This window comes from Rheinheimera sp. F8, assembly GCF_001518915.1.
The window spans coordinates 3,697,394-3,715,617 of sequence record NZ_CP013656.1; the positions used below are offsets into that span (position 1 = coordinate 3,697,394).

Sequence of the window (18,224 nt, forward strand, 5' to 3'; positions counted from 1 at the left end):
TGAACTCACTGCAACGGTTGTGGTTGTAACCAAACCACATCCGTTTCAGGGTCACGCGTCAGTTGCAGGAATAGCTGTTCATGATCCAACTGGCCATATAATCCGGTCACCTGCAACAATTCCGGTGACTGCAGCCGTTCGCTTTGCATCTGCCCCCAACGCGCCAGCCAGAGCTGTCCCTCGGTATCGAGCCAGTACAAGCCATTGCTGGTCGTCGTCCAGCTGTTGCCATTCAGCTGACGCCAGTTCAACCGCCATGGTAATAGCTGCTGTTTGCCACTGTCTGGCCAGACACGCAATATACGGCCATCCTGTTGTAACACCAGTAAACTCTGGTCCGGCGCACAGCGCACATCAATGCTGTCGGCTAACAGTTCAATGGGTATCTGTTGCTGATTCATCGTTTTGAGTTGCCACTGCTGGTGACCGAACTCTGCCCAAAACCATTGGTTGTTACAGACAGCAAAATGACGGAGCTGGCGATCCTGAAACAGCACCGGTGTCAGTGCGCCGTCACTGAGTGATACGACAAAGAGCTGCTGGTCAATCACAGCGTGCAATTCCGACCCGGCCCATAGCAGCTGGGTAATTTGCCGCCACTGACTAAAACGGGTGAGCTGGCTGACTTTGGTGCCGTCAAACCACCAAATCTGTGGCAGACCGGAACGCTCCGATGCCAACGCAGCCTGAGCAGCGTTCCAGCTTAGTAGCTGATCGGTTTTATTACTGCTTAACCAGGGTGATGCCGACAATAACGTGGAGCTGCGACCACTGGTCGCTGGTTGCAATGGCAGCAAGTCGGCACTGTCGCGTGGGATCTGCGTCGCTAACAATCGATCGGTGACCCGTTGTTGATCAACAAAAGCGCCACTGGCCAGTTGCAGCGGAATTAACTGCGATTGTTCGGTGGAAAAAATAAAAGATCCGGCGGGACTGGATAACAACAGTCGTTTGTCATCCCAAGCTGACAAAGTGTGAAACGCATAAGGAAAATCGGCCACTTTTTGCAACGCTGCGGTATTGAGATTAAACCGGAACAGACTGGTATTAAAATCGTCTTGCTGCAACAACACCCATACTTGTTTGCGATCTAACAATGCGGCAACGGGGCGCCGGTACGCCGGCGAAAAAGTTTGTTGCAACTCTGCTTTTTGGCCATTAAAACGCCATAGCTGCGGCGCGCCGCTTTCGCTATGCTGATCCAGCCAGACCAGCTCATCGCCCTGCGCCGCTAAGCCCTGCAGCATGAACTGCCGGCACGGCAGCCAGGCTTCTGCTTCGACGTCAAGACGCTCGGGTAATATGCGGAAAATACTGCATTTATTCTGTTGTTTCGCCTGAAACACCAGCTGGCCATCAAACCATTGTGCAGCCCCTAAACTGCTGAACTGCTGAACCTGCAGCTGCTTACGATGATTACTGAGGTGATGAGCTATCCAGCGCCACTGCCGCTCAACCGTTTGCTGCTGATAATAGACCGTCTGCTGATCAAGGCTCAACAGCGGTTTTTGCTCGCGTCCGGCCATTGCACTGATGGTGACTTGCTGGGTAAAGCTGGGGATAAAATTAGTTTTGCCAAAAAACAACAGCAGACTAATCACCAGTGCGCTGACTGCACAGACAAAAAAAGCTGACAGCAATCCCAGTCGCCGTTGTTTTTCCCGGCGCCGGCGCAGCTGAGCGCTGGCTACTGCGTCCGCGGTGACACTGCTATCCGGCTGCTCACTTACCAGACTGGCTGCAACAGGCGTCTTCATTTTCAGGGCCACTTTATCAGTGACCACCGGTGGTGCAATCTGCAGTGGTGCGACCCAGCGATAACCGCGTTTAGATAGGGTCTCGATATAAGTCGCTGGTTTTGACGTGTCTTGCAGGAGTTTACGCAGCACACCGATAGCACGCATCAGGGCGGCATCAGTGCCTTCAGCATCCCCCCAAACGGCGTCCAACAAGTCAGATTTGGCATGGATCAGGTCGGGACGCTGCAGGAAATAATTCAGTAACTCGTGTAAACGAGGCTCAAGCACAATGGTGTGTACGTTGTCTGTGGAAATAATGTCTGAAGAAGAAACTGAGGAATCAGCCAGATCCGCGATACGCCACAGCGTTCCCGTCCCCGGACTGTACTTCCAGCAACCAAAACATAAAGTGGTATCCGCCAACTGCATGCAACACCCCCCGCCATCAGATAGCGGGGAGTATACATGAGTTCTATAGAAAAACAGCTTACGCTTCGACCGCCAGAAAGCTGTTTCTGTCTACAGATCAATGATTTCCTGACTAGCGTTCAATGACACACTTTGGCCAGAAATCACATTCTGTTGGCGCTGACGTTGTTGATTCATCAGAGTCTTCCGTTGGCTGATCCGGCTCAGGATCCTGATGTGATATTGAAAACTGAGTAGTACTCGTCACTTGAGCATCCCATACTTGTGCAGCATACGCTGGCTGACATGCTAAAACTGCTACAACTATTAATGCTTTGATCTCGTTAGAAGTTTTCATCTGTATTCCCTTAATGGAGTGCAAGAACGCTGTGCTATACAGAACCTTTTACTGCCAATTTACTTTATGAATACCTGATAAAAACTTTATAAAGTTGAATCGAGCAACTTAAATTCGGCGACATCGACATCACCTTTTTTACCGTCATCCTGAAATATGTACATCTCATTCAAACTTACAGAATAACGTCTGCTAGGCACTTGTTGCTCAATCCCAGTTTTGTTTATTTGTCCGGTTAATAGGCTATACCGATGAATCTCATAATTTTTTTCTTCATCCGGGTTCAAAAAATAGATCGCTTTGCTACGTAAAACCAAACGTGGCCCCAGAAAATCCTGATCTGGTAAGAATGTCAGCGGCACTATTTCACCTGTTGCAAGTTTCACCATTTCAAATTTGTTATTGCCATTCAGACTGCGCACTTGGTAACTCCCATCGGGGCTTTCCAAGAAAAAATCGATGTCTACTGAATATTCCGTGGGACTCGATTCACCAAGTCTACGTTGCATTAAAATCCATCGACCTTGTTTGGATAACAGGTAATACACTGTATTACTATCGGCGCCCCAACTTGGTTCTCGGCACTGTTGATCATCCTCTGTTAACAACATCGGCTCTTTATCAGCCTGCAATAACCAGATCCCCGTTTTGACTTGAACTAACAGCTTTTTACCGTCAGGAGAAAATTCTAATACCTTCGGGTTAAAGTCACCTCTGAACTGACTAATCTGTTGTTGTTTACCGTCGGGATAATACAACCAGACCTGTTGACTGCCAGAACGATTTGACAGCACCGCAACCGGACCATTGTCTTGCGGGTTGAGTTCTACCAACCCTTCTGTGCGGGTCGCGTAGTCGAGGATCTCAGTGGAAGACATTTCATTTTCCAACACGTTGTTTACTTTACGAATACTGGTTTGCCAATATTTTCCAACGCTTGCATAGACTCGCCCACCAGGAACCGTAAGTACCTCAAGTGCAGTAGCATCTGTATATGCAAACACGCGCACAGCCTCTGTTTTTAGGTTGTAAGCTGATAAAGTATTTGTATCTGAAGGAAATAGAATCTCATTACTATCGCTTGTCCAAGCTACATTTCCTGGATAGCTGTTTTTGGGCTGATGTAACAGCTTTGTAGACCGGTCTGCAATATTGAAAATCCAGATTTGGCCGGCAGAGCCGGCTATGTCTCTAAGAAATACTAGTTTGGTACCATCTGGCGAATATCGCACGGCAAAATCACCCAAGCTACTTTGAGGAGGTGTGGTCAATTGTTCCGCTTTTCCACCATCCAGTGGATACAACATCAAAACGATTTTGTCCGAGTCTTCTCGCCAATCCGGATAGACCAAATACTTGCCGTCTGGTGACCACGCCATCCGGGCCCCCATACTATTGATACCACAGGGTCGCAAACTTACATCAGACTTAACGGCAAACGAATCATCTGCAAAGGTAAGGTGCCTTAATTCGCAAGAAATCTTTCTTCTAAGATGTTGATAGATTATCGAACGACCATCAGGTGACCAGACGGCGCCATTCAAATTCCCTGAGTCGACCGACTTGATCACCTTTTTTTCCAAAGAAACGAGATCTTGTACGACAAGTTCCGAATTTTGTGCTGCGTCTTTTAGATGAGTAAACACCAAATACCGGCCATCTTTCGACACATCCGGATATAGTTCCAACCCATCCATACTGGATAAAGGTTCAAAGCGGCCAAAAGGCACTTGCGGATCCAGCTGGCTTTGTTGCCAGTATTGCCAGCCGCTGATAGCGAGCACGCAGCATAAAAATGTACCGGCCAGCAGCCACCAGTGACGGTGATGCTTACGTTCCTGTTGCTGGATAGCATGCTGTTCTTCGATGTGGTTGTTGGCAGGTTCGTCATTGCCAGAGGTTAAAATCACTTCCGCGACCGGAGCGATAAACCGAAAACCACGCTTGGGGATAGTCTCGATATAACGCGGCTCGCGGCTGTCATCGCCAAGCGCCACGCGCAATACGCGGATCACGCGGGAGATACGGCCATCAGATACATCCCGTACTCCCCAAACGTCACTGAGCAATTCGTCGCGGGTGACCAGTCGGCCGGCGTTGACCAGAAAATAATTCAGCGCTTTCTGACATAAGTTGTCGAGACTGGCAGTTTCACTGATTTCGCCCGCGTCATCTATTTTGACTAATTTGTCCTGTTGGGGCAGATACCACCAATCACCGACTTTTAGGTGTTGTTCTGGTTTGGCTGACATATGCTGCTCATTTCCTGTTAACAATTAATCGCAGGTATTGCTAAGCGGCATTTCAACTGAAATAACCGGTAATAACAATACATTAACGCATGATTCTGCCACTACCCGACCTGATAATTTTGAAATAAATTGTTTACGGATTTTGTCTGGGACCGCGCGGAACAGCGAATTTGGCGGCATCCTGGCAAAATAGCCACTGAATACCGGTAAAGCACCGCTGCCCCCGGTCAGACCAATCGCCTGGTTATCGTCGCGGCCTAACCAGACCACAATTGCCGTTTCATGATCAAAACCGCTAAACCAACTGTCCCGATAATCACTGGATGTACCGGTTTTCCCGGCAAAACGCACGCGTGGAAATTGTTGCGCTAATGCGCCAGCGGTACCATTTTGCGTCGCCTGATTTAATGCATACTGCAACAGATACAAAGGTTCCTGCGCGACACGTTGTTCTGGCTGCGCTAGGCGCTGATGTAATAGCTGACCATCCTGCGTCGTGATAGCACTGACCGCAGCCAGCGGCAGATATTGACCTTTGTTCGCCATCGTCTGATACAACTGTGCCACTTCATACGGGCTCAATTCGACCGCACCCAGCAGTGACGAGGGTTGTAACTGTACGTCCCGTTCCAGCCCTAACTTACGCAAGTTGCCGGCCAGCGCCGGCAAACCCACCTGCATACCCAGCCGCACCGTCGGGATATTCAATGACTGACTAAGCGCCGCGACGACTGGTACAGGACCGCGGAATTTTTTGTCGTAGTTTTGTGGTTGCCAGCTGCGGCTGCCGCTGCGCAGGTTCATCGGCGAATCCTGCAATACCGACCCCAGATGAAACTGCTGAGGTTGTTGCAAGGCGCCAAGATAAACCACTGGTTTGACAATACTGCCGATTTGGCGGCGCGCGGACAGCGCGCGGTTGTAACCGGCATATTGCATCTGGCGGCCGCCGATAATGGCTTTCAGTGCACCGCGCTGGTAGTCGGTCACCAGCATGGCGCCTTCGATTTTGTCGTTCAGCTGACTTAAGCGCGCTGACATCGCCTGCTCCGCCGCTTGCTGAGCCATCGGGTCCAGATAAGTAAATACCCGCAGCCCTTGTTGCAACTTGGACGTATCAGGCACCAGTTGGCGCAGCTCCTGCCGGACTTTGTCGATATAGGCCGGGAAACGGCCTTTTAGATGCTGGCCGAGCGGGATCACATCTAATGGTTGTTGCTTGGCGGCGTTATGCTGGTCGTGATTCAGGATGCCGTGTTCGGCCATTAGGTCCAGGATCAAATCGCGCCGGCTCAATGCGCGGTCAGCATAACGTCTGGGGTCGTACACCGAAGGGCCTTTGATAATTCCGACTAACATGGCGTATTCGTGTGGTTTTAATTCCGCCAAGGGTTTACCAAAGTACAACCGGCTGCCTAAGCCCAGCCCATGCACTGGATTGTCTTTAAACTGACCGATAAAGATTTCATTTAAATAGGCTTCAAGGATTTGGTCTTTGCTATAGCGAAAATCCAGTACCAACGCGATCAGCGCTTCATTTACTTTGCGCAAATAAGTCCGCTGCTGATTGGTATACATATTTTTCGCCAGCTGCTGGGTCAGCGTCGAGCCGCCCTGCACTGTGCGTCCGGCCAGCAGGTTTTGCCAGAAAGCGCGGATAATCGATAACGGCGATACGCCATGATGGTTATAAAATTCGCGGTCTTCGACCAATAACAAGGTTTCGCGCAGCGGCACCGGCACATCAGCGAGGCGGATCAGCTCGCGATCTTCCTGCTCAGCCGCGACCAGATGTTGCAACAGCTGCGGTTCCAGTCTGGCTTTTTGCAGTGGTTTATCGCCCGAGAACAAGCGCTGGACAAAGTTACCGGCAAATTCAACGCTGAACGTACGCACGCCATCGGCGCCGTCCGGAAATTCAAAAGCGCGCCGTACCACAGTGACGGTCGCACCACTGACATGATATTGCCCCGGGCCATTTAAGCGCGGGTCAGCACTATATTGCAGCCTGGACAGTTCATCCAGAAACTGGGCCTGATTCAGATGACTGCCAGGCGCCAGTTCCAGCGTGCGACCATACAACTGGGCCGGTACCTGCCATTTATGTCCGGAAAATAACGTGGTTATTTTACTGTCGAGGTAAATCAGATAAATCGAGATGGCCGCCAGTAACAATAAACTGACCTTCAGGCCAAACAGCAGCACACTGCGCAGCAGCGGGTTCATCGGTGTTTTTTTTGCGGGTTTACGTTTTGCTGTCATCGGTCTGTCGCTTTGTTAGCCATCGCTTTTTTGGTTTTGTTGGTCGGTTCTGCGTCAGCCGGGTCGTCTGGCCAATAATGTTTCGGATACCGACCCCGCATTTCCTTTTTCACATCCTGATAGGCATTTTGCCAGAAACTGGCCAGATCGCGGGTCACCTGTAACGGCTGTTTCGCCGGGGATAATAAGGTAATGGTCACTGCGACCGCGCCTTGTCCGACGGTCGGCGTGGTCAGTTGGCCAAACATTTCCTGTAACCGGATCGCCAGCTGCACTTCACCGTCGGCCTGATAAAACAGCGCAACATAAGTGCCTAACACTGAACGCCAGCTGGCTGGCAGCAACGCATCGAGCTGCTGCTGACGGGTATAATCCAGCTGATGACGCAGGATCTGCGCAAGGTCCAGCTGCTGTAGTTGCGCCAGGCTGCGCACATCCGTGAGATAAGGCCCGAGCCACTCACTGATAGTGTCTGCAAGCGTCTCGTCGGACAGCTCAGGCCAACCGGCGGCGGGTTGTAACTGCCGCGCCAAAGTCAGCCGATGTTGCAGTTGCCGGGCTGCTTCGCTCCACGGCAGGCAAGCAAGGCCTTTTTTCTGCAGATAGTCCAGCCAGGCACCCCGCCGGTCTTCACCGCTGATTTGCTGACTGCTGTTCTGCCGTTTTAACACTAAAGCGCCGAGGCGCAGTTGTTTTTCCGCGCTGAAACGACCGCTTTGTTCATCAAATTCAAGCCGGGTCTGCCAATGTAAATCGGCTTGCCAGCTGTGCAGCAACGCGTCCAATGACCAGCGGGCTGCCACACTGATCACGGCCTGCTGTTGCCACAACCGCAAATCTGCCACCACCAGTACTGCCGAACCTTGCAACGCATCATCCGCTGGCAGACTGGCGCCAGTCCCATTGGCCAGCAGATAACCCTGGCCGCGTAGCTGGGCGATCCGATCCGGATAAGCGCGGCTTAATAATTCGGCGGTCAGCTCCACCGGCTGATTATTGCTATGGCGGCTGTGCATCAGCTGCAGCAATTGTTGATATTGTTGCCGCGCCAGCTCTGACTGCAGCCGCAGCTGACTGCTCAGCTCGGTTTGCATAAAGCGCCGGGTCTGTTCCAGCTGTGCCGCAATGGTCGCAGCCAGACTCACAGCACCTGCGTGGCCTTGTTGCTCCAGCGTGTTGGCATACAACAACATTGCTGCCAGCCGAGGCTCGACCGGCAGTGCCAGCATCTGTTTGCCTTTGCTGGTCAATGCACCTTTGTCGTCCAACGCGCCGAGCAGTTGCAGACATTGCTCTGCCGCGCGCAGTTGTTTTTCCGGCGGCGGGTCCAGCCAGAATAAATCGCTGACTTTGGCGCCCCAGCCGGCGATATCCAGCCGCAATGCCAACAAATCGGCCTGTAATATATCCGGAATAGTCTGGGCGCGACGGCGCTGCCATTTTTCCAAAGTATCCAGCCGGTAACAGACGCCCGGCATTAAACGCCCGGCGCGGCCGGCGCGTTGCGTCGCTGCCGCCTGACTGATTTGAATAGTTTCCAGTTTGCTAAAACCCAGCCTGGTTTCAAATACCGCCGCCCGGGCTTGTCCTGAGTCGATCACAACACTGATACCGTCAATGGTCAGACTGGTCTCGGCGATGTTGGTTGCCAGTACCACTTTGCGCTGACCCGCAGCCGGTGCCGCGATTGCAGCCTGTTGTTCTGCCAGCGTCAGACTGCCAATCAGCGCATGCACCTTCACAGTAGCGTCTGGTAATTTGTCACGCAGATATTCGGCACACTGATCGATTTCGCGCTGGCCCGGTAAAAATACCAGCAGATTACCGCCATGCTTGGCCAAAGCCTGCAGTACCAGCGCCGCGCATTGCAGTGCTACCGGCTCGTTACCCGGCGTCTGATAACAGACTTCCACCGGAAAACTACGGCCATGGCTTTCTAACAGTGGCGCCTGCAGTTGCTGACAAAGTTTGCCGGTGTCGAGCGTGGCCGACATCAACAACAGTTTCAGGTTGTCGTTCAGCTGCTGTACTTCCAGCGCCAGTGCCAACGCCAGATCGGTTTGCAGACTGCGTTCATGGAACTCATCAAAAATCAACAGATCAACACCGTCGAGCAGCGGATCTGTCAGCATTTTGCGGATCAGGACGCCTTCGGTCACCACCAGCAAACGGGTTGCAGCACACTGTTTCTGCTCGAGCCGGATTTGATAACCCACTGTCTGACCAACCGCTTCACCGAGCTGCTGCGCCAGATAAGCGGCGATACTTTTGGCAGCGAGCCGGCGCGGCTCCAGCATGATGATTTTTTTATTGGCAAAAGCAGGATGTTGCAGCAGAAACAGTGGCAGATAAGTTGATTTGCCGGCACCGGGTGGCGCGGTCAGGACCACGACAGGCTGCTGTTCCAGCTGTAGCAACAGCTCGGGCAAAATATCGGCAACCGGCAAGGCTGCGGTAGAGAGCGACGTCATGGCAGTCCGTGTCAGGAGAAAAAACGTGGGCTGCGATGCTGCGCGGGCAGCTTCGCAGCCAATTGCATCAAGCGGTTTCGCGCAGCAGCGTTTCAGCGATCAAGCGGATACCAGTGCCAGTGGCGCCAGCGCCCCAGAAGCCATTGGCATTGCCCTGAAATGCTGCGGCCAAATCGACATGTAACCAACCAGCCCCATCATTCCCAACAAAACGGCTGAGGAAACCAGCAGCGTTGCTGGCGCCACCAGTGCCGCCACCTTTCACCGGACGGCTGTTGGCGGTATCGGCATAGGCTGACGGACATTGTTGTTGATGCCAGCGCTCCAGCGGCAAAGGCCAGGCTGGTTCTGCAACGGTATTGGCATAGCCCAGCACGCGCTGTTGTAATGCCTTGTCCAGGCCAAAAATCGCATTATATTCAGTCCCGACTGCCATCATCGCCGCACCGGTTAACGTAGCAGCATCAATGACCAGGCCCGCACCAGAAGCTGCAGCAATTTGCAGACCATCAGCCAGTACTAAGCGGCCTTCGGCGTCAGTGTTGACGATTTCGACCGTCACACCGTTTTTGTAAGTCAGGATATCGCCGAGTTTAAAGGCGCGGCCGTTGATCAGGTTCTCGGCGCAGCACAAAATCAGCTGTACGCGACTGTTCAGACCTTGCGTAATGGCCAATGCCAGCGCCGCAGTGACGGTGGCTGCGCCGCCCATATCACATTTCATCGTCAGCATGCCTTCAGAGGCTTTAATCGAATAACCGCCGCTGTCAAAAGTAATGCCCTTGCCGACCAGTGCGGCCGCCACAGGCGCATTGCTGTCGCCAGATGGATTAAAATCCAGCACTAAAATCGCTGGCGCGCGGTCGCTGCCGCGGCCCACAGCATGCACACCAATCCAGCCTTCGCTGAGCAAAGCATCACCGCTGATGATGCGATGACTGACTTTACCGCTGCCAGCGACGGCACTGATAAACTCGACTGCTTCATGACAAAGTTTTTCCGGATAGAGATCTTCTGGCGCAGCATTGGTCTGTTTTTTTGCCCAGGCAAAACACTGTTGCAAAGCGACCAGTTGCGCGACGGTGGCTTCGTCACCAGTCCAGTGCAGGCCACCGAGTTTTTTCGCGCTGCAAAAACCCTGATAAAACGCCCACTGTTTATCCAGCGTCCAGCCTTCACCGGCTAACTGCGCAGTTTGCACGCCCAAACCGTCCAGCGTACGGCCGGCTTTTTGAATTTGCCGCAATTGTTCGTTGCCGCTCTGATGGATTTGATAGCCATCAGCGGTCGGTGTTAACAATGGATTTTTACCAAAACGGGGGTCAGCAGTGACACTGCTTAATTGAATTTGTAACAGTTCAGACATAACAAAACCTCTAATTCGGAACAAACACTGCTATGCGCCGAGTGTATCACAGCGTCATGCTGACAAAACAGCAGGCAACATAGCGGCTGCGCTCAACTGTCACCGCATTCAGCTGCCCAGTATCGTATGCAACATTTTTGCACTCAGACCCAGTAATAACAGGGCAAAAATCTTCTTTAACGTTGGCACCGGCAGCTTGTGCGCCAGGCTCGCACCAAGTGGCGCGGTAAAAAAGCTGACGGCAGAGATCAATAACACCGCAGGCAGGTAAATATAACCAAGACTGAACTGTGGCAAGCCCACTTGCTCCCAGCCGGCGATCGCGTAACCAATACTGCCACTGAGCGCGATCGGCAGGCCAATGGCAGCAGAAGTGCCAATGGCTTGCTGCACCCGCACATTACACCAGGTCAGAAACGGCACGGTCAGAGAACCACCGCCAATCGCCACCAGCGCAGAAATGCCGCCGATACCCACGCCAGTTGCTGTCATCCCCAGCGCGCCCGGCAAGCCACGGCTGGGTTTAGGTTTGATATTAAGCAACAGTTGCAGCGCGACATAGGCCATAAAACAGCTGAAAAAAATCGCCAGCGGCAACGTAGGCAGCAAAGATGCAATAAAAGTTGCACCAAAGGTTCCAAGCACAATCCCCGCACTCATCAACCTTACCACCGGCCATAACACCGCCTGATGTTGCTGGTGAGTGCGTGCGCTGGCAATGCTGGTCAGGATGATGGATGCCATCGACGTCGCCAGCGCCATATGTAACAAATGCTCAGGTAAAAAATTCAGTGTGACAAATAAACTGGTCAAAACCGGCACCATAATCGCGCCGCCCCCCACCCCCAGTAAGCCGGCAACAAAGCCAACCACTGCACCCAGAATTAAAAAAGCCCACCAAATCTCCATACTGTCTCCAATTTTCTGTTATTGTGCCGCCCCATTTTGCGGTTTCACGCCGGGAAATGGCGGAAATTTCTGCAGCTATTGCTGCAAAAACAGCAGAACCGGGTGACGAAGCCAAGGTCTGTCTGTATACTTCCGCGGCTTTTTTAATGTGATTGCGATGGTGCCGATATTCTGCTATCAATAGCCGCCATCTTTTTGCTTGGCACTGTTATACAGGAGACTACCATGCCAGAAGGCAAAACTACCAAATCTCTCGGCCTGTTGGCCATGGCTGGCGTGCTGCCTTATCAGGAAGCGCCGGGCGAAGAGTACATGAACCCGAAGCAGCTGGAACATTTCCGCAAAATTCTCGACGCCTGGCGTCAGCAGCTGCGTGAAGAAGTAGACCGCACGAAAAACCATATGGCCGATGAAGCTGCAAACTTCCCGGATCCAGTGGACCGCGCGGCGCAGGAAGAAGAATTCAGTCTCGAGCTGCGTGCACGGGATCGCGAACGTAAGCTTCTGAAAAAGATTGAGAAAACCTTACAGAAAATCGAAGACGAAGATTTCGGTTTCTGTGATACCTGTGGCATCGAAATCGGTATTAAACGTCTGGAAGCCCGTCCAACGGCTGATCAGTGTATCGATTGTAAGACGCTGGCAGAGATCAAGGAAAAACAACTCGGCGGTTAATGATGACCGCTGAATTCTCCTGTATCAGGGGCCGGTTTGCGCCATCGCCATCCGGCCCTTTGCATTTCGGCTCATTAGTGGCCGCTGTTGGCAGTTATCTGCATGCCAAATCCCAGGGTGGGCAGTGGCTGGTCCGCATCGAAGATATCGACACGCCCCGTACAGTTCCCAACGCTGACAGCGAGATCCTGCGCACGCTGGAACAATTTGGTCTGCACTGGGACGACAGCGTCGTCTGGCAAAGCCAGCGGCTGGATCTGTATCAACATTATTTTGACCAATTTCAACAGCAGCATCAGCTCTATGGCTGTCAGTGCAATCGCGCCCGCATTGCTGGTTTAGGCGGCATTTATGATGGTCATTGCCGGACTTTACAGCTCCGCAGCGGACAGGATGGGCCTCTGGCCTGGCGACTGCAAACCGTTGATGTAGCGACTGAATTTACTGATTTATTCGCCGGAGCTCAACAAATCCCCAGTGCGCTGGCAGCCGAAGATTACATTATCAAACGCCGGGACGGCCTGTTTGCCTATCAGTGGGTAGTGGTGATTGACGACATTGAGCAGCGCATCAGCGAAGTGGTCCGTGGTGCGGACCTGTTACAGATGACACCGCGTCAACAGGCGTTATGCCGCGCATTTGGCGCAGCGGTGCCGGTTTACGGTCATTTGCCGCTTGCTGTGACAGCGCCGGGACAAAAACTCAGTAAACAAAATCATGCCACTGACATTCGCCGCTTCGCGCCGGCGCAGTCTTTAACCGCGGCTTTGTTGTTTTTAGGCCAGCCCGTGCCACCGGATGCAACACGCTTACCTGTCGCTGAATTGCTGCAATTTGCCTTAGCACACTGGCAAAACGCTTTAGTACCGCAGCAGGGCGAAATCCAGATCCAGAGTTTTAACTGACAAGCCGCAGCAGATTCACGCTCAGCCCGGTATTTTCATTCATTTTTTCACCAGCCTGCGTTATCATAACGCCAATTTTTTTTCGCCTGTCGGGTAACCGGCTACCGGCTGCATTGATGTTCAATTTTCGCCGGAATTTACTGCCGGGATCTGCCGCTGCAACTCACCAAGCCAATACCGTTCTTTCAAGGAGAAAGGCCATTATTTCCAGAGTGTTAGATTTTTGTCGCAAGCTGACAGGCAAAAAAGCCAAGGCCATCACCGAAGCCGTGGTGGAACAAACTGAAACGCAGCCGGAACCTGCCGCCGCGGTTCCAGAGCGCCGTCCACGCCGCACCAATGCAGAATACAGCCGCAACGACTCTGCCCGGCCAGGTCGTCCGCCACGCGATCGCTACGACAATCAGCGCCAGGATGGCTCCCGCGCGGCAACCAGTACAGATCGCCCGCGTTATGATTCTCCAAGACCGCGCCGCGACACCAGCAATCTGGGACCGAAATTAAATCCGGATCATCAATCTGATGTTTTACCTGCGCTGCGCGTCATTTCCCGCGATCAGCACAGCATTTCACGCAAAGACATCAGCCCGAACGCACTCAAAGTGCTGTACCGCCTCAATGACGCCGGTTTTGAAGCTTATCTGGTCGGCGGTTGTATCCGCGATTTATTACTCGGCCTGATCCCAAAAGATTTTGATGTGGTGACCAACGCTACACCTGATGAAGTGCGTGCAGTGTTTAAAAACTGCCGGCTGATTGGCCGCCGCTTCCGTCTGGCACATGTAGTGTTTGGCCGTGAAGTGATCGAAGTCGCGACTTTCCGCGGCCACCACAGCGGTGGCGAAGAAGAAGAGAACATTCCGGCCGGCGTGCGCTCTGACCATGGCCAGATCCTGCGCGACAACGTCTACGGCACGATTGAAGAAGACGCTGAACGCCGCGATTTCAGCATCAATGCGCTGTATTACTCAGTGCGTGATTTCGCCATCTACGATTTTGCCAATGGTGTTGAAGCTATCCAACAGCGCAAAATTGAACTGATCGGCGATCCGGAAACCCGCTACCGTGAAGATCCGGTGCGCATTCTGCGCGCGATCCGTTTTGCCACCAAACTGAATATGGATTTGGCGCCGGCAACCAAAGCGCTGATCCCTGAGCTTGCGATCCTGCTGAAAAATATTCCGGCAGCACGTTTATTTGATGAATCACTGAAATTGCTGATGGCTGGTAAAGCCTTCGACAACTTCGTGATGATGCGTGACCTTGGCATCCTGAAACAGCTGCTGCCACAAGTGCATAAAGTACTGAAGCAAGACAGTGAAGGCAAAATGTTTAGCCTGATCACCAACGCACTGCAAGACACCGACGAGCGGGTGGCACAGGATAAACCAGTGACTCCGGCCTTTATCTACGCCGCCTTGTTGTGGTATCCGGTCGAACTGCGGATGCAGACGCTGTTGATTGAAAGTGGCCTCAATGACATTGACGCGCTGAATATCGCCATGACCGAAGTCCTGGATGACCTGGTACGTACTATCGGAATTCCAAAACGCTTTACGCTGGTGGTGCGTGATCTGTGGTCGCTGCAGGGCCGCCTGAGTAAAAGAGCCGGCCGTCGTGCTTTTAAACTGATGGAATTGCCAAAATTCCGCGGCGCCTTTGATTTTATGCAGCTACGCGCCAAGGCCGAGGGCGGGCAACTGGCAGAGCTGGCCTTGTGGTGGCAACAATTTGTCAATGCCGGTGACGCCGAGCGGGAAGAGCTGGTGCTGGATTTAGGCAAAGAAGGCGTCGACGTGAAAAGACCACGGCGCAAACGCAAACCAGTACGCCGCAAACCGGCCGCTGATCAGGCATGATTCGGGTTTACCTGGGCCTCGGCGCCAATCTCGACGCGCCGCTGCAGCAACTGCAGCAAGCGGTAAAGGCATTATCGCAATTGCCGCAGAGTCAACTTGCTGCAGTCAGTCATTTTTATGGCTCTAAACCAATGGGGCCACAGGACCAGCCGGATTATGTTAATGCCGTGGCGGCCCTCGATACCACACTTGCGGCAGAAACTTTACTGGATGCATTACAGCACATTGAGCTCGAACAGGGCCGGCAGCGTAAAGATGATCGCTGGGGACCGCGTACGTTGGATTTGGATATCCTGCTGTATGGTGAAGAAGTCCTCGCCACAGCGCGGCTGACAGTGCCGCATTATGGCCTGCACCAACGCGAATTTGTCGTCTACCCTTTGCTGGAACTTGCGCCTTTGCTACAGATCCCGGGCCTCGGCGCACTGGCAGAGATTGCTTTACAGGTGCCGCGCAACGGCCTGACTATGTTGACGTCAGATCTGGCATCAGGCCTGGCTGCGCCGCAGCGCTGAAGCGGCCGGATTTTGTACCGCCGGATGCTTGCAGCCTGCTGCCGGATATGCCATCTTGCGCGCGGATTTTCTAATGGTCGGATGAGAGCATCATGGCAAAAATTACCACTGCAACTTTGCTGAAAATGAAACAGCAAGGCGAAAAAATCACTATGCTAACGGCCTACGACGCCAGCTTTGCCAAATTGTTCGCTGACAGTGGCGTCGAGACTTTATTAGTCGGCGACTCGCTCGGCATGGTGCTGCAGGGTCAGCCCGATACACTGCCCGTGACCGTCGAACAAATCGCTTATCACACCCGTTGCGTCCGTGCGGGCGCCCCACAGGCTTTTATCATCGCTGACATGCCATTTATGAGTTATGCGACGATGGAACAGGCTTTCGCCAACGTCACGCCGATGATGCAGGCTGGTGCCAATATGGTGAAAATGGAAGGCGGTGAATTCCTGTTACCGACCATCAAAGCATTAACCGAGCGTGGTGTACCGGTTTGTGGTCATATCGGTCTGACGCCACAATCTGTCCACGTGTTTGGCGGTTTTAAAGTACAGGGCCGCGACGATGCGGCCGCTGAACATATTCTGCAACAGGCCATTGCGCTGGAGCAGGCTGGTTGTCAGCTGCTGGTGGTCGAATGTATTCCGACCTTATTAGCCGAACGCATCAGCAAAGCGCTGCGCATCCCGGTGATTGGCATCGGTGCTGGTGTAGTCACAGACGGTCAGGTGCTAGTGATGCACGACTTATTGGGTATCAGCAGTGGCTATATCCCGAAATTCTCGAAGAACTTCCTGCAGGAAACCGGTGATATCAAAAAAGCCATCAGCATGTTTGTCGCTGATGTAAAAAGTGCGGCCTTTCCTGGCCCTGAACATAGTTTCTGATACGGGAGTCGGCGAATGCTGGTAATTTCTGACATCAAAGTTTTACGCGCCACAGTTCGCGCCTGGCGTCAGGCCGGCCAGACGGTCGCTTTTGTGCCAACGATGGGCAATTTGCATTCCGGCCATTTTAAATTGGTCGATGAAGCGCGGCAGCGCGCCGACCGCGTGGTCGTATCGATTTTTGTCAACCCGATGCAATTTGGCGCCAATGAAGATTTAGCCAAATATCCGCGCACTTTGACCGAAGACTGCGCTGGTTTGACCGAACATCAGGCGGATGCGGTATTTACCCCAACGCCTGAATTGATTTATCCGCGTGGCCTGGAAGCACAAACCGCGGTTGAAGTGCCCAAAGTGGGTGATCAGCATTGTGGTGCCAGCCGTCCTGGTCATTTCCGTGGTGTCGCCACTATCGTCAGCAAACTGTTTAATCTGGTCCAGCCTGATTTGGCGCTGTTTGGCAAAAAAGACTATCAGCAACTGGCGGTGATCCGGCAGCTCACAACGGACCTGTCGTTTCCGATTGAAATCATTGGCATCGACACTGAACGGGCCGCCGATGGGCTGGCACTGAGTTCGCGCAATGGTTATTTATCCACTGAAGCCCGCGCCACAGCGCCGCTGATTTATCAGCAATTGCAATGGCTGCGTCAGCAAATCAGTGGCGGTTTTGCTGATTTCCGTGCGCTGGAACAGCAAGTTGCCGAGACACTGAGCCTGGCAGGCTTCCGGCCGGATTATGTTCATATCTGTGACCGGCAGACGCTGGAACTAGCCGACAGCAACAGCAGGCCATTAGTCATTTTGCTTGCTGCCTACCTTGGTAACACCCGCTTGATAGATAATCTGGAAGTCTGATGCCATCGGTATTGGAGCTTTGCGCCAACCTGCTGGTCGCAGGCTCCATCTGGCTGGCAGCCCGCAACTCGGCGCTGACCTGGTGGGCGACCATAGCTGGCTGCTCATTGTTTGGTGTGTTGTGTTATCAGCATCAGCTTTATGCTGACGTCGTGCTGCAATTGTTTTTCATCGCAGCCGGAATCTGGGGCCTGTTCAGCTGGCAGGCTGCAAATGCATTGCCGATCGGGCAATTACCCGGCAAGTATCTGCTACCTTATCTGGCCGCTGCACTGCTCGTTGCATTGCTCTATGGCGCTTTATTACATGCCTGGACTGACGCTTATGCGCCCTTTTGGGATAGTCTGGTGCTGACACTCAGCGTGCTGGCGCAGCTGCTGTTGATCCGGCGTTATCTGCAGAACTGGTGGTGCTGGTTACTGGTGAACAGTATTGCGATCCCGCTGTATTATCACCGCGGTCTGGAACTGACCGCGGCGTTTTATACGCTGTATTGGTTCAATGCTGCTTATGGTCTGTGGCAATGGCGTCAGTGGTTATCGCTAGACAAAGGATCTGGATCCGCCGGCGCTTCTGCTGATAAATCAGCCGGCTGAGGCGCCACCCGCTTCACCCGGCCTGTTTTGATCAGTGCATCACGCAGCAAAAACTCAATCTGACCATTCACACTGCGAAACTCATCGTCCGCCCAGTGCTGCAGCGCCTGCAGCATCTGCTCGTCGATGCGCAGGGCAAAAGCTTTTTTAGCCACAACTCACCTGTT

15 protein-coding genes are annotated in these 18,224 nt (G+C 53.0%); 7 read left to right on the forward strand and 8 right to left on the reverse strand.

The features are described 5' to 3' along the window. Positions 1-5 precede the first annotated feature (5 nt). The 7 genes from ATY27_RS16480 to ATY27_RS16510 form a co-directional block, all read right to left on the reverse strand. Positions 6-2,168, reverse strand: a complete 2,163-nt coding sequence (locus ATY27_RS16480; RefSeq protein ID WP_208931693.1) for a winged helix-turn-helix domain-containing protein — start codon at positions 2,166-2,168, stop codon at positions 6-8. Between the two features lie 112 nt (positions 2,169-2,280). Continuing rightward, positions 2,281-2,505, reverse strand: coding sequence for a hypothetical protein (locus ATY27_RS16485; protein WP_208931694.1), 225 nt, complete (start codon positions 2,503-2,505; stop codon positions 2,281-2,283). A gap of 86 nt (positions 2,506-2,591) precedes the next feature. Next, positions 2,592-4,757: a winged helix-turn-helix domain-containing protein gene (locus tag ATY27_RS16490; protein WP_208931695.1), complete on the reverse strand. Its 2,166-nt coding sequence runs from the start codon at positions 4,755-4,757 to the stop codon at positions 2,592-2,594. A 24-nt stretch (positions 4,758-4,781) separates the two neighbouring features. Beyond that, complete coding sequence (gene mrcB, locus ATY27_RS16495; RefSeq protein ID WP_208931696.1) at positions 4,782-7,019, reverse strand: penicillin-binding protein 1B; 2,238 nt, start codon at positions 7,017-7,019, stop codon at positions 4,782-4,784. Further along, positions 7,016-9,490 carry an ATP-dependent helicase HrpB gene (gene hrpB, locus ATY27_RS16500; RefSeq protein WP_208931697.1) on the reverse strand — a complete coding sequence of 825 codons (2,475 nt, stop codon included), beginning with the start codon at positions 9,488-9,490 and terminating at the stop codon, positions 7,016-7,018. Before hrpB ends, mrcB begins: the two co-directional genes overlap by 4 nt. A gap of 67 nt (positions 9,491-9,557) precedes the next feature. Continuing rightward, positions 9,558-10,856, reverse strand: coding sequence for an aminopeptidase PepB (pepB, locus tag ATY27_RS16505; RefSeq protein ID WP_208931698.1), 1,299 nt, complete (start codon positions 10,854-10,856; stop codon positions 9,558-9,560). Between the two features lie 108 nt (positions 10,857-10,964). Beyond that, positions 10,965-11,765, reverse strand: coding sequence for a sulfite exporter TauE/SafE family protein (locus tag ATY27_RS16510; RefSeq protein WP_208931699.1), 801 nt, complete (start codon positions 11,763-11,765; stop codon positions 10,965-10,967). Between the two features lie 225 nt (positions 11,766-11,990). Between ATY27_RS16510 and dksA the strand changes: the two genes are divergently transcribed. The 7 genes from dksA to pnuC all read left to right on the forward strand — a co-directional run bounded on the left by dksA (position 11,991) and on the right by pnuC (position 18,057). Then, positions 11,991-12,440: an RNA polymerase-binding protein DksA gene (gene dksA, locus ATY27_RS16515; protein WP_208931700.1), complete on the forward strand. Its 450-nt coding sequence runs from the start codon at positions 11,991-11,993 to the stop codon at positions 12,438-12,440. Next, positions 12,440-13,345 carry a tRNA glutamyl-Q(34) synthetase GluQRS gene (gene gluQRS / locus ATY27_RS16520; protein WP_208931701.1) on the forward strand — a complete coding sequence of 302 codons (906 nt, stop codon included), beginning with the start codon at positions 12,440-12,442 and terminating at the stop codon, positions 13,343-13,345. The genes dksA and gluQRS overlap by 1 nt, the downstream gene beginning before the upstream one ends. A gap of 212 nt (positions 13,346-13,557) precedes the next feature. After that, positions 13,558-15,204 carry a polynucleotide adenylyltransferase PcnB gene (gene pcnB / locus ATY27_RS16525; RefSeq protein WP_244151345.1) on the forward strand — a complete coding sequence of 549 codons (1,647 nt, stop codon included), beginning with the start codon at positions 13,558-13,560 and terminating at the stop codon, positions 15,202-15,204. Then, the gene (folK, locus tag ATY27_RS16530; RefSeq protein WP_208931703.1) at positions 15,201-15,719 is read left to right on the forward strand and encodes a 2-amino-4-hydroxy-6-hydroxymethyldihydropteridine diphosphokinase; all 519 of its coding nucleotides are present in this window, start codon (positions 15,201-15,203) and stop codon (positions 15,717-15,719) included. The genes pcnB and folK overlap by 4 nt, the downstream gene beginning before the upstream one ends. A 92-nt stretch (positions 15,720-15,811) precedes the next feature. After that, the gene (gene panB / locus ATY27_RS16535; RefSeq protein ID WP_208931704.1) at positions 15,812-16,603 is read left to right on the forward strand and encodes a 3-methyl-2-oxobutanoate hydroxymethyltransferase; all 792 of its coding nucleotides are present in this window, start codon (positions 15,812-15,814) and stop codon (positions 16,601-16,603) included. Between the two features lie 15 nt (positions 16,604-16,618). Then, positions 16,619-17,461: a pantoate--beta-alanine ligase gene (gene panC, locus ATY27_RS16540; RefSeq protein ID WP_208931705.1), complete on the forward strand. Its 843-nt coding sequence runs from the start codon at positions 16,619-16,621 to the stop codon at positions 17,459-17,461. Further along, a complete protein-coding gene (gene pnuC, locus ATY27_RS16545; RefSeq protein WP_208931706.1) occupies positions 17,461-18,057 on the forward strand; it encodes a nicotinamide riboside transporter PnuC in 597 nt (198 codons plus the stop codon). The genes panC and pnuC overlap by 1 nt, the downstream gene beginning before the upstream one ends. Here pnuC and ATY27_RS16550 read toward each other — a convergent pair. Next, positions 17,991-18,212, reverse strand: coding sequence for an Arc family DNA-binding protein (locus tag ATY27_RS16550; RefSeq protein ID WP_244151346.1), 222 nt, complete (start codon positions 18,210-18,212; stop codon positions 17,991-17,993). The genes pnuC and ATY27_RS16550 overlap by 67 nt on opposite strands. Positions 18,213-18,224: the final 12 nt, after the last annotated feature.

Coding starts and splice junctions, on each gene's coding strand:
- panC (WP_208931705.1), top strand. CDS start 16,619: ATGCTGGTAATTTCTGACATCAAAGTTTTACGCGCCACAGTTCGCGCC.
- dksA (WP_208931700.1), top strand. CDS start 11,991: ATGCCAGAAGGCAAAACTACCAAATCTCTCGGCCTGTTGGCCATGGCT.
- ATY27_RS16485 (WP_208931694.1), bottom strand. CDS start 2,505: ATGAAAACTTCTAACGAGATCAAAGCATTAATAGTTGTAGCAGTTTTA.
- ATY27_RS16490 (WP_208931695.1), bottom strand. CDS start 4,757: ATGTCAGCCAAACCAGAACAACACCTAAAAGTCGGTGATTGGTGGTAT.
- ATY27_RS16510 (WP_208931699.1), bottom strand. CDS start 11,765: ATGGAGATTTGGTGGGCTTTTTTAATTCTGGGTGCAGTGGTTGGCTTT.
- hrpB (WP_208931697.1), bottom strand. CDS start 9,490: ATGACGTCGCTCTCTACCGCAGCCTTGCCGGTTGCCGATATTTTGCCC.
- panB (WP_208931704.1), top strand. CDS start 15,812: ATGGCAAAAATTACCACTGCAACTTTGCTGAAAATGAAACAGCAAGGC.
- mrcB (WP_208931696.1), bottom strand. CDS start 7,019: ATGACAGCAAAACGTAAACCCGCAAAAAAAACACCGATGAACCCGCTG.
- folK (WP_208931703.1), top strand. CDS start 15,201: ATGATTCGGGTTTACCTGGGCCTCGGCGCCAATCTCGACGCGCCGCTG.
- gluQRS (WP_208931701.1), top strand. CDS start 12,440: ATGATGACCGCTGAATTCTCCTGTATCAGGGGCCGGTTTGCGCCATCG.
- pnuC (WP_208931706.1), top strand. CDS start 17,461: ATGCCATCGGTATTGGAGCTTTGCGCCAACCTGCTGGTCGCAGGCTCC.
- pepB (WP_208931698.1), bottom strand. CDS start 10,856: ATGTCTGAACTGTTACAAATTCAATTAAGCAGTGTCACTGCTGACCCC.
- ATY27_RS16480 (WP_208931693.1), bottom strand. CDS start 2,168: ATGCAGTTGGCGGATACCACTTTATGTTTTGGTTGCTGGAAGTACAGT.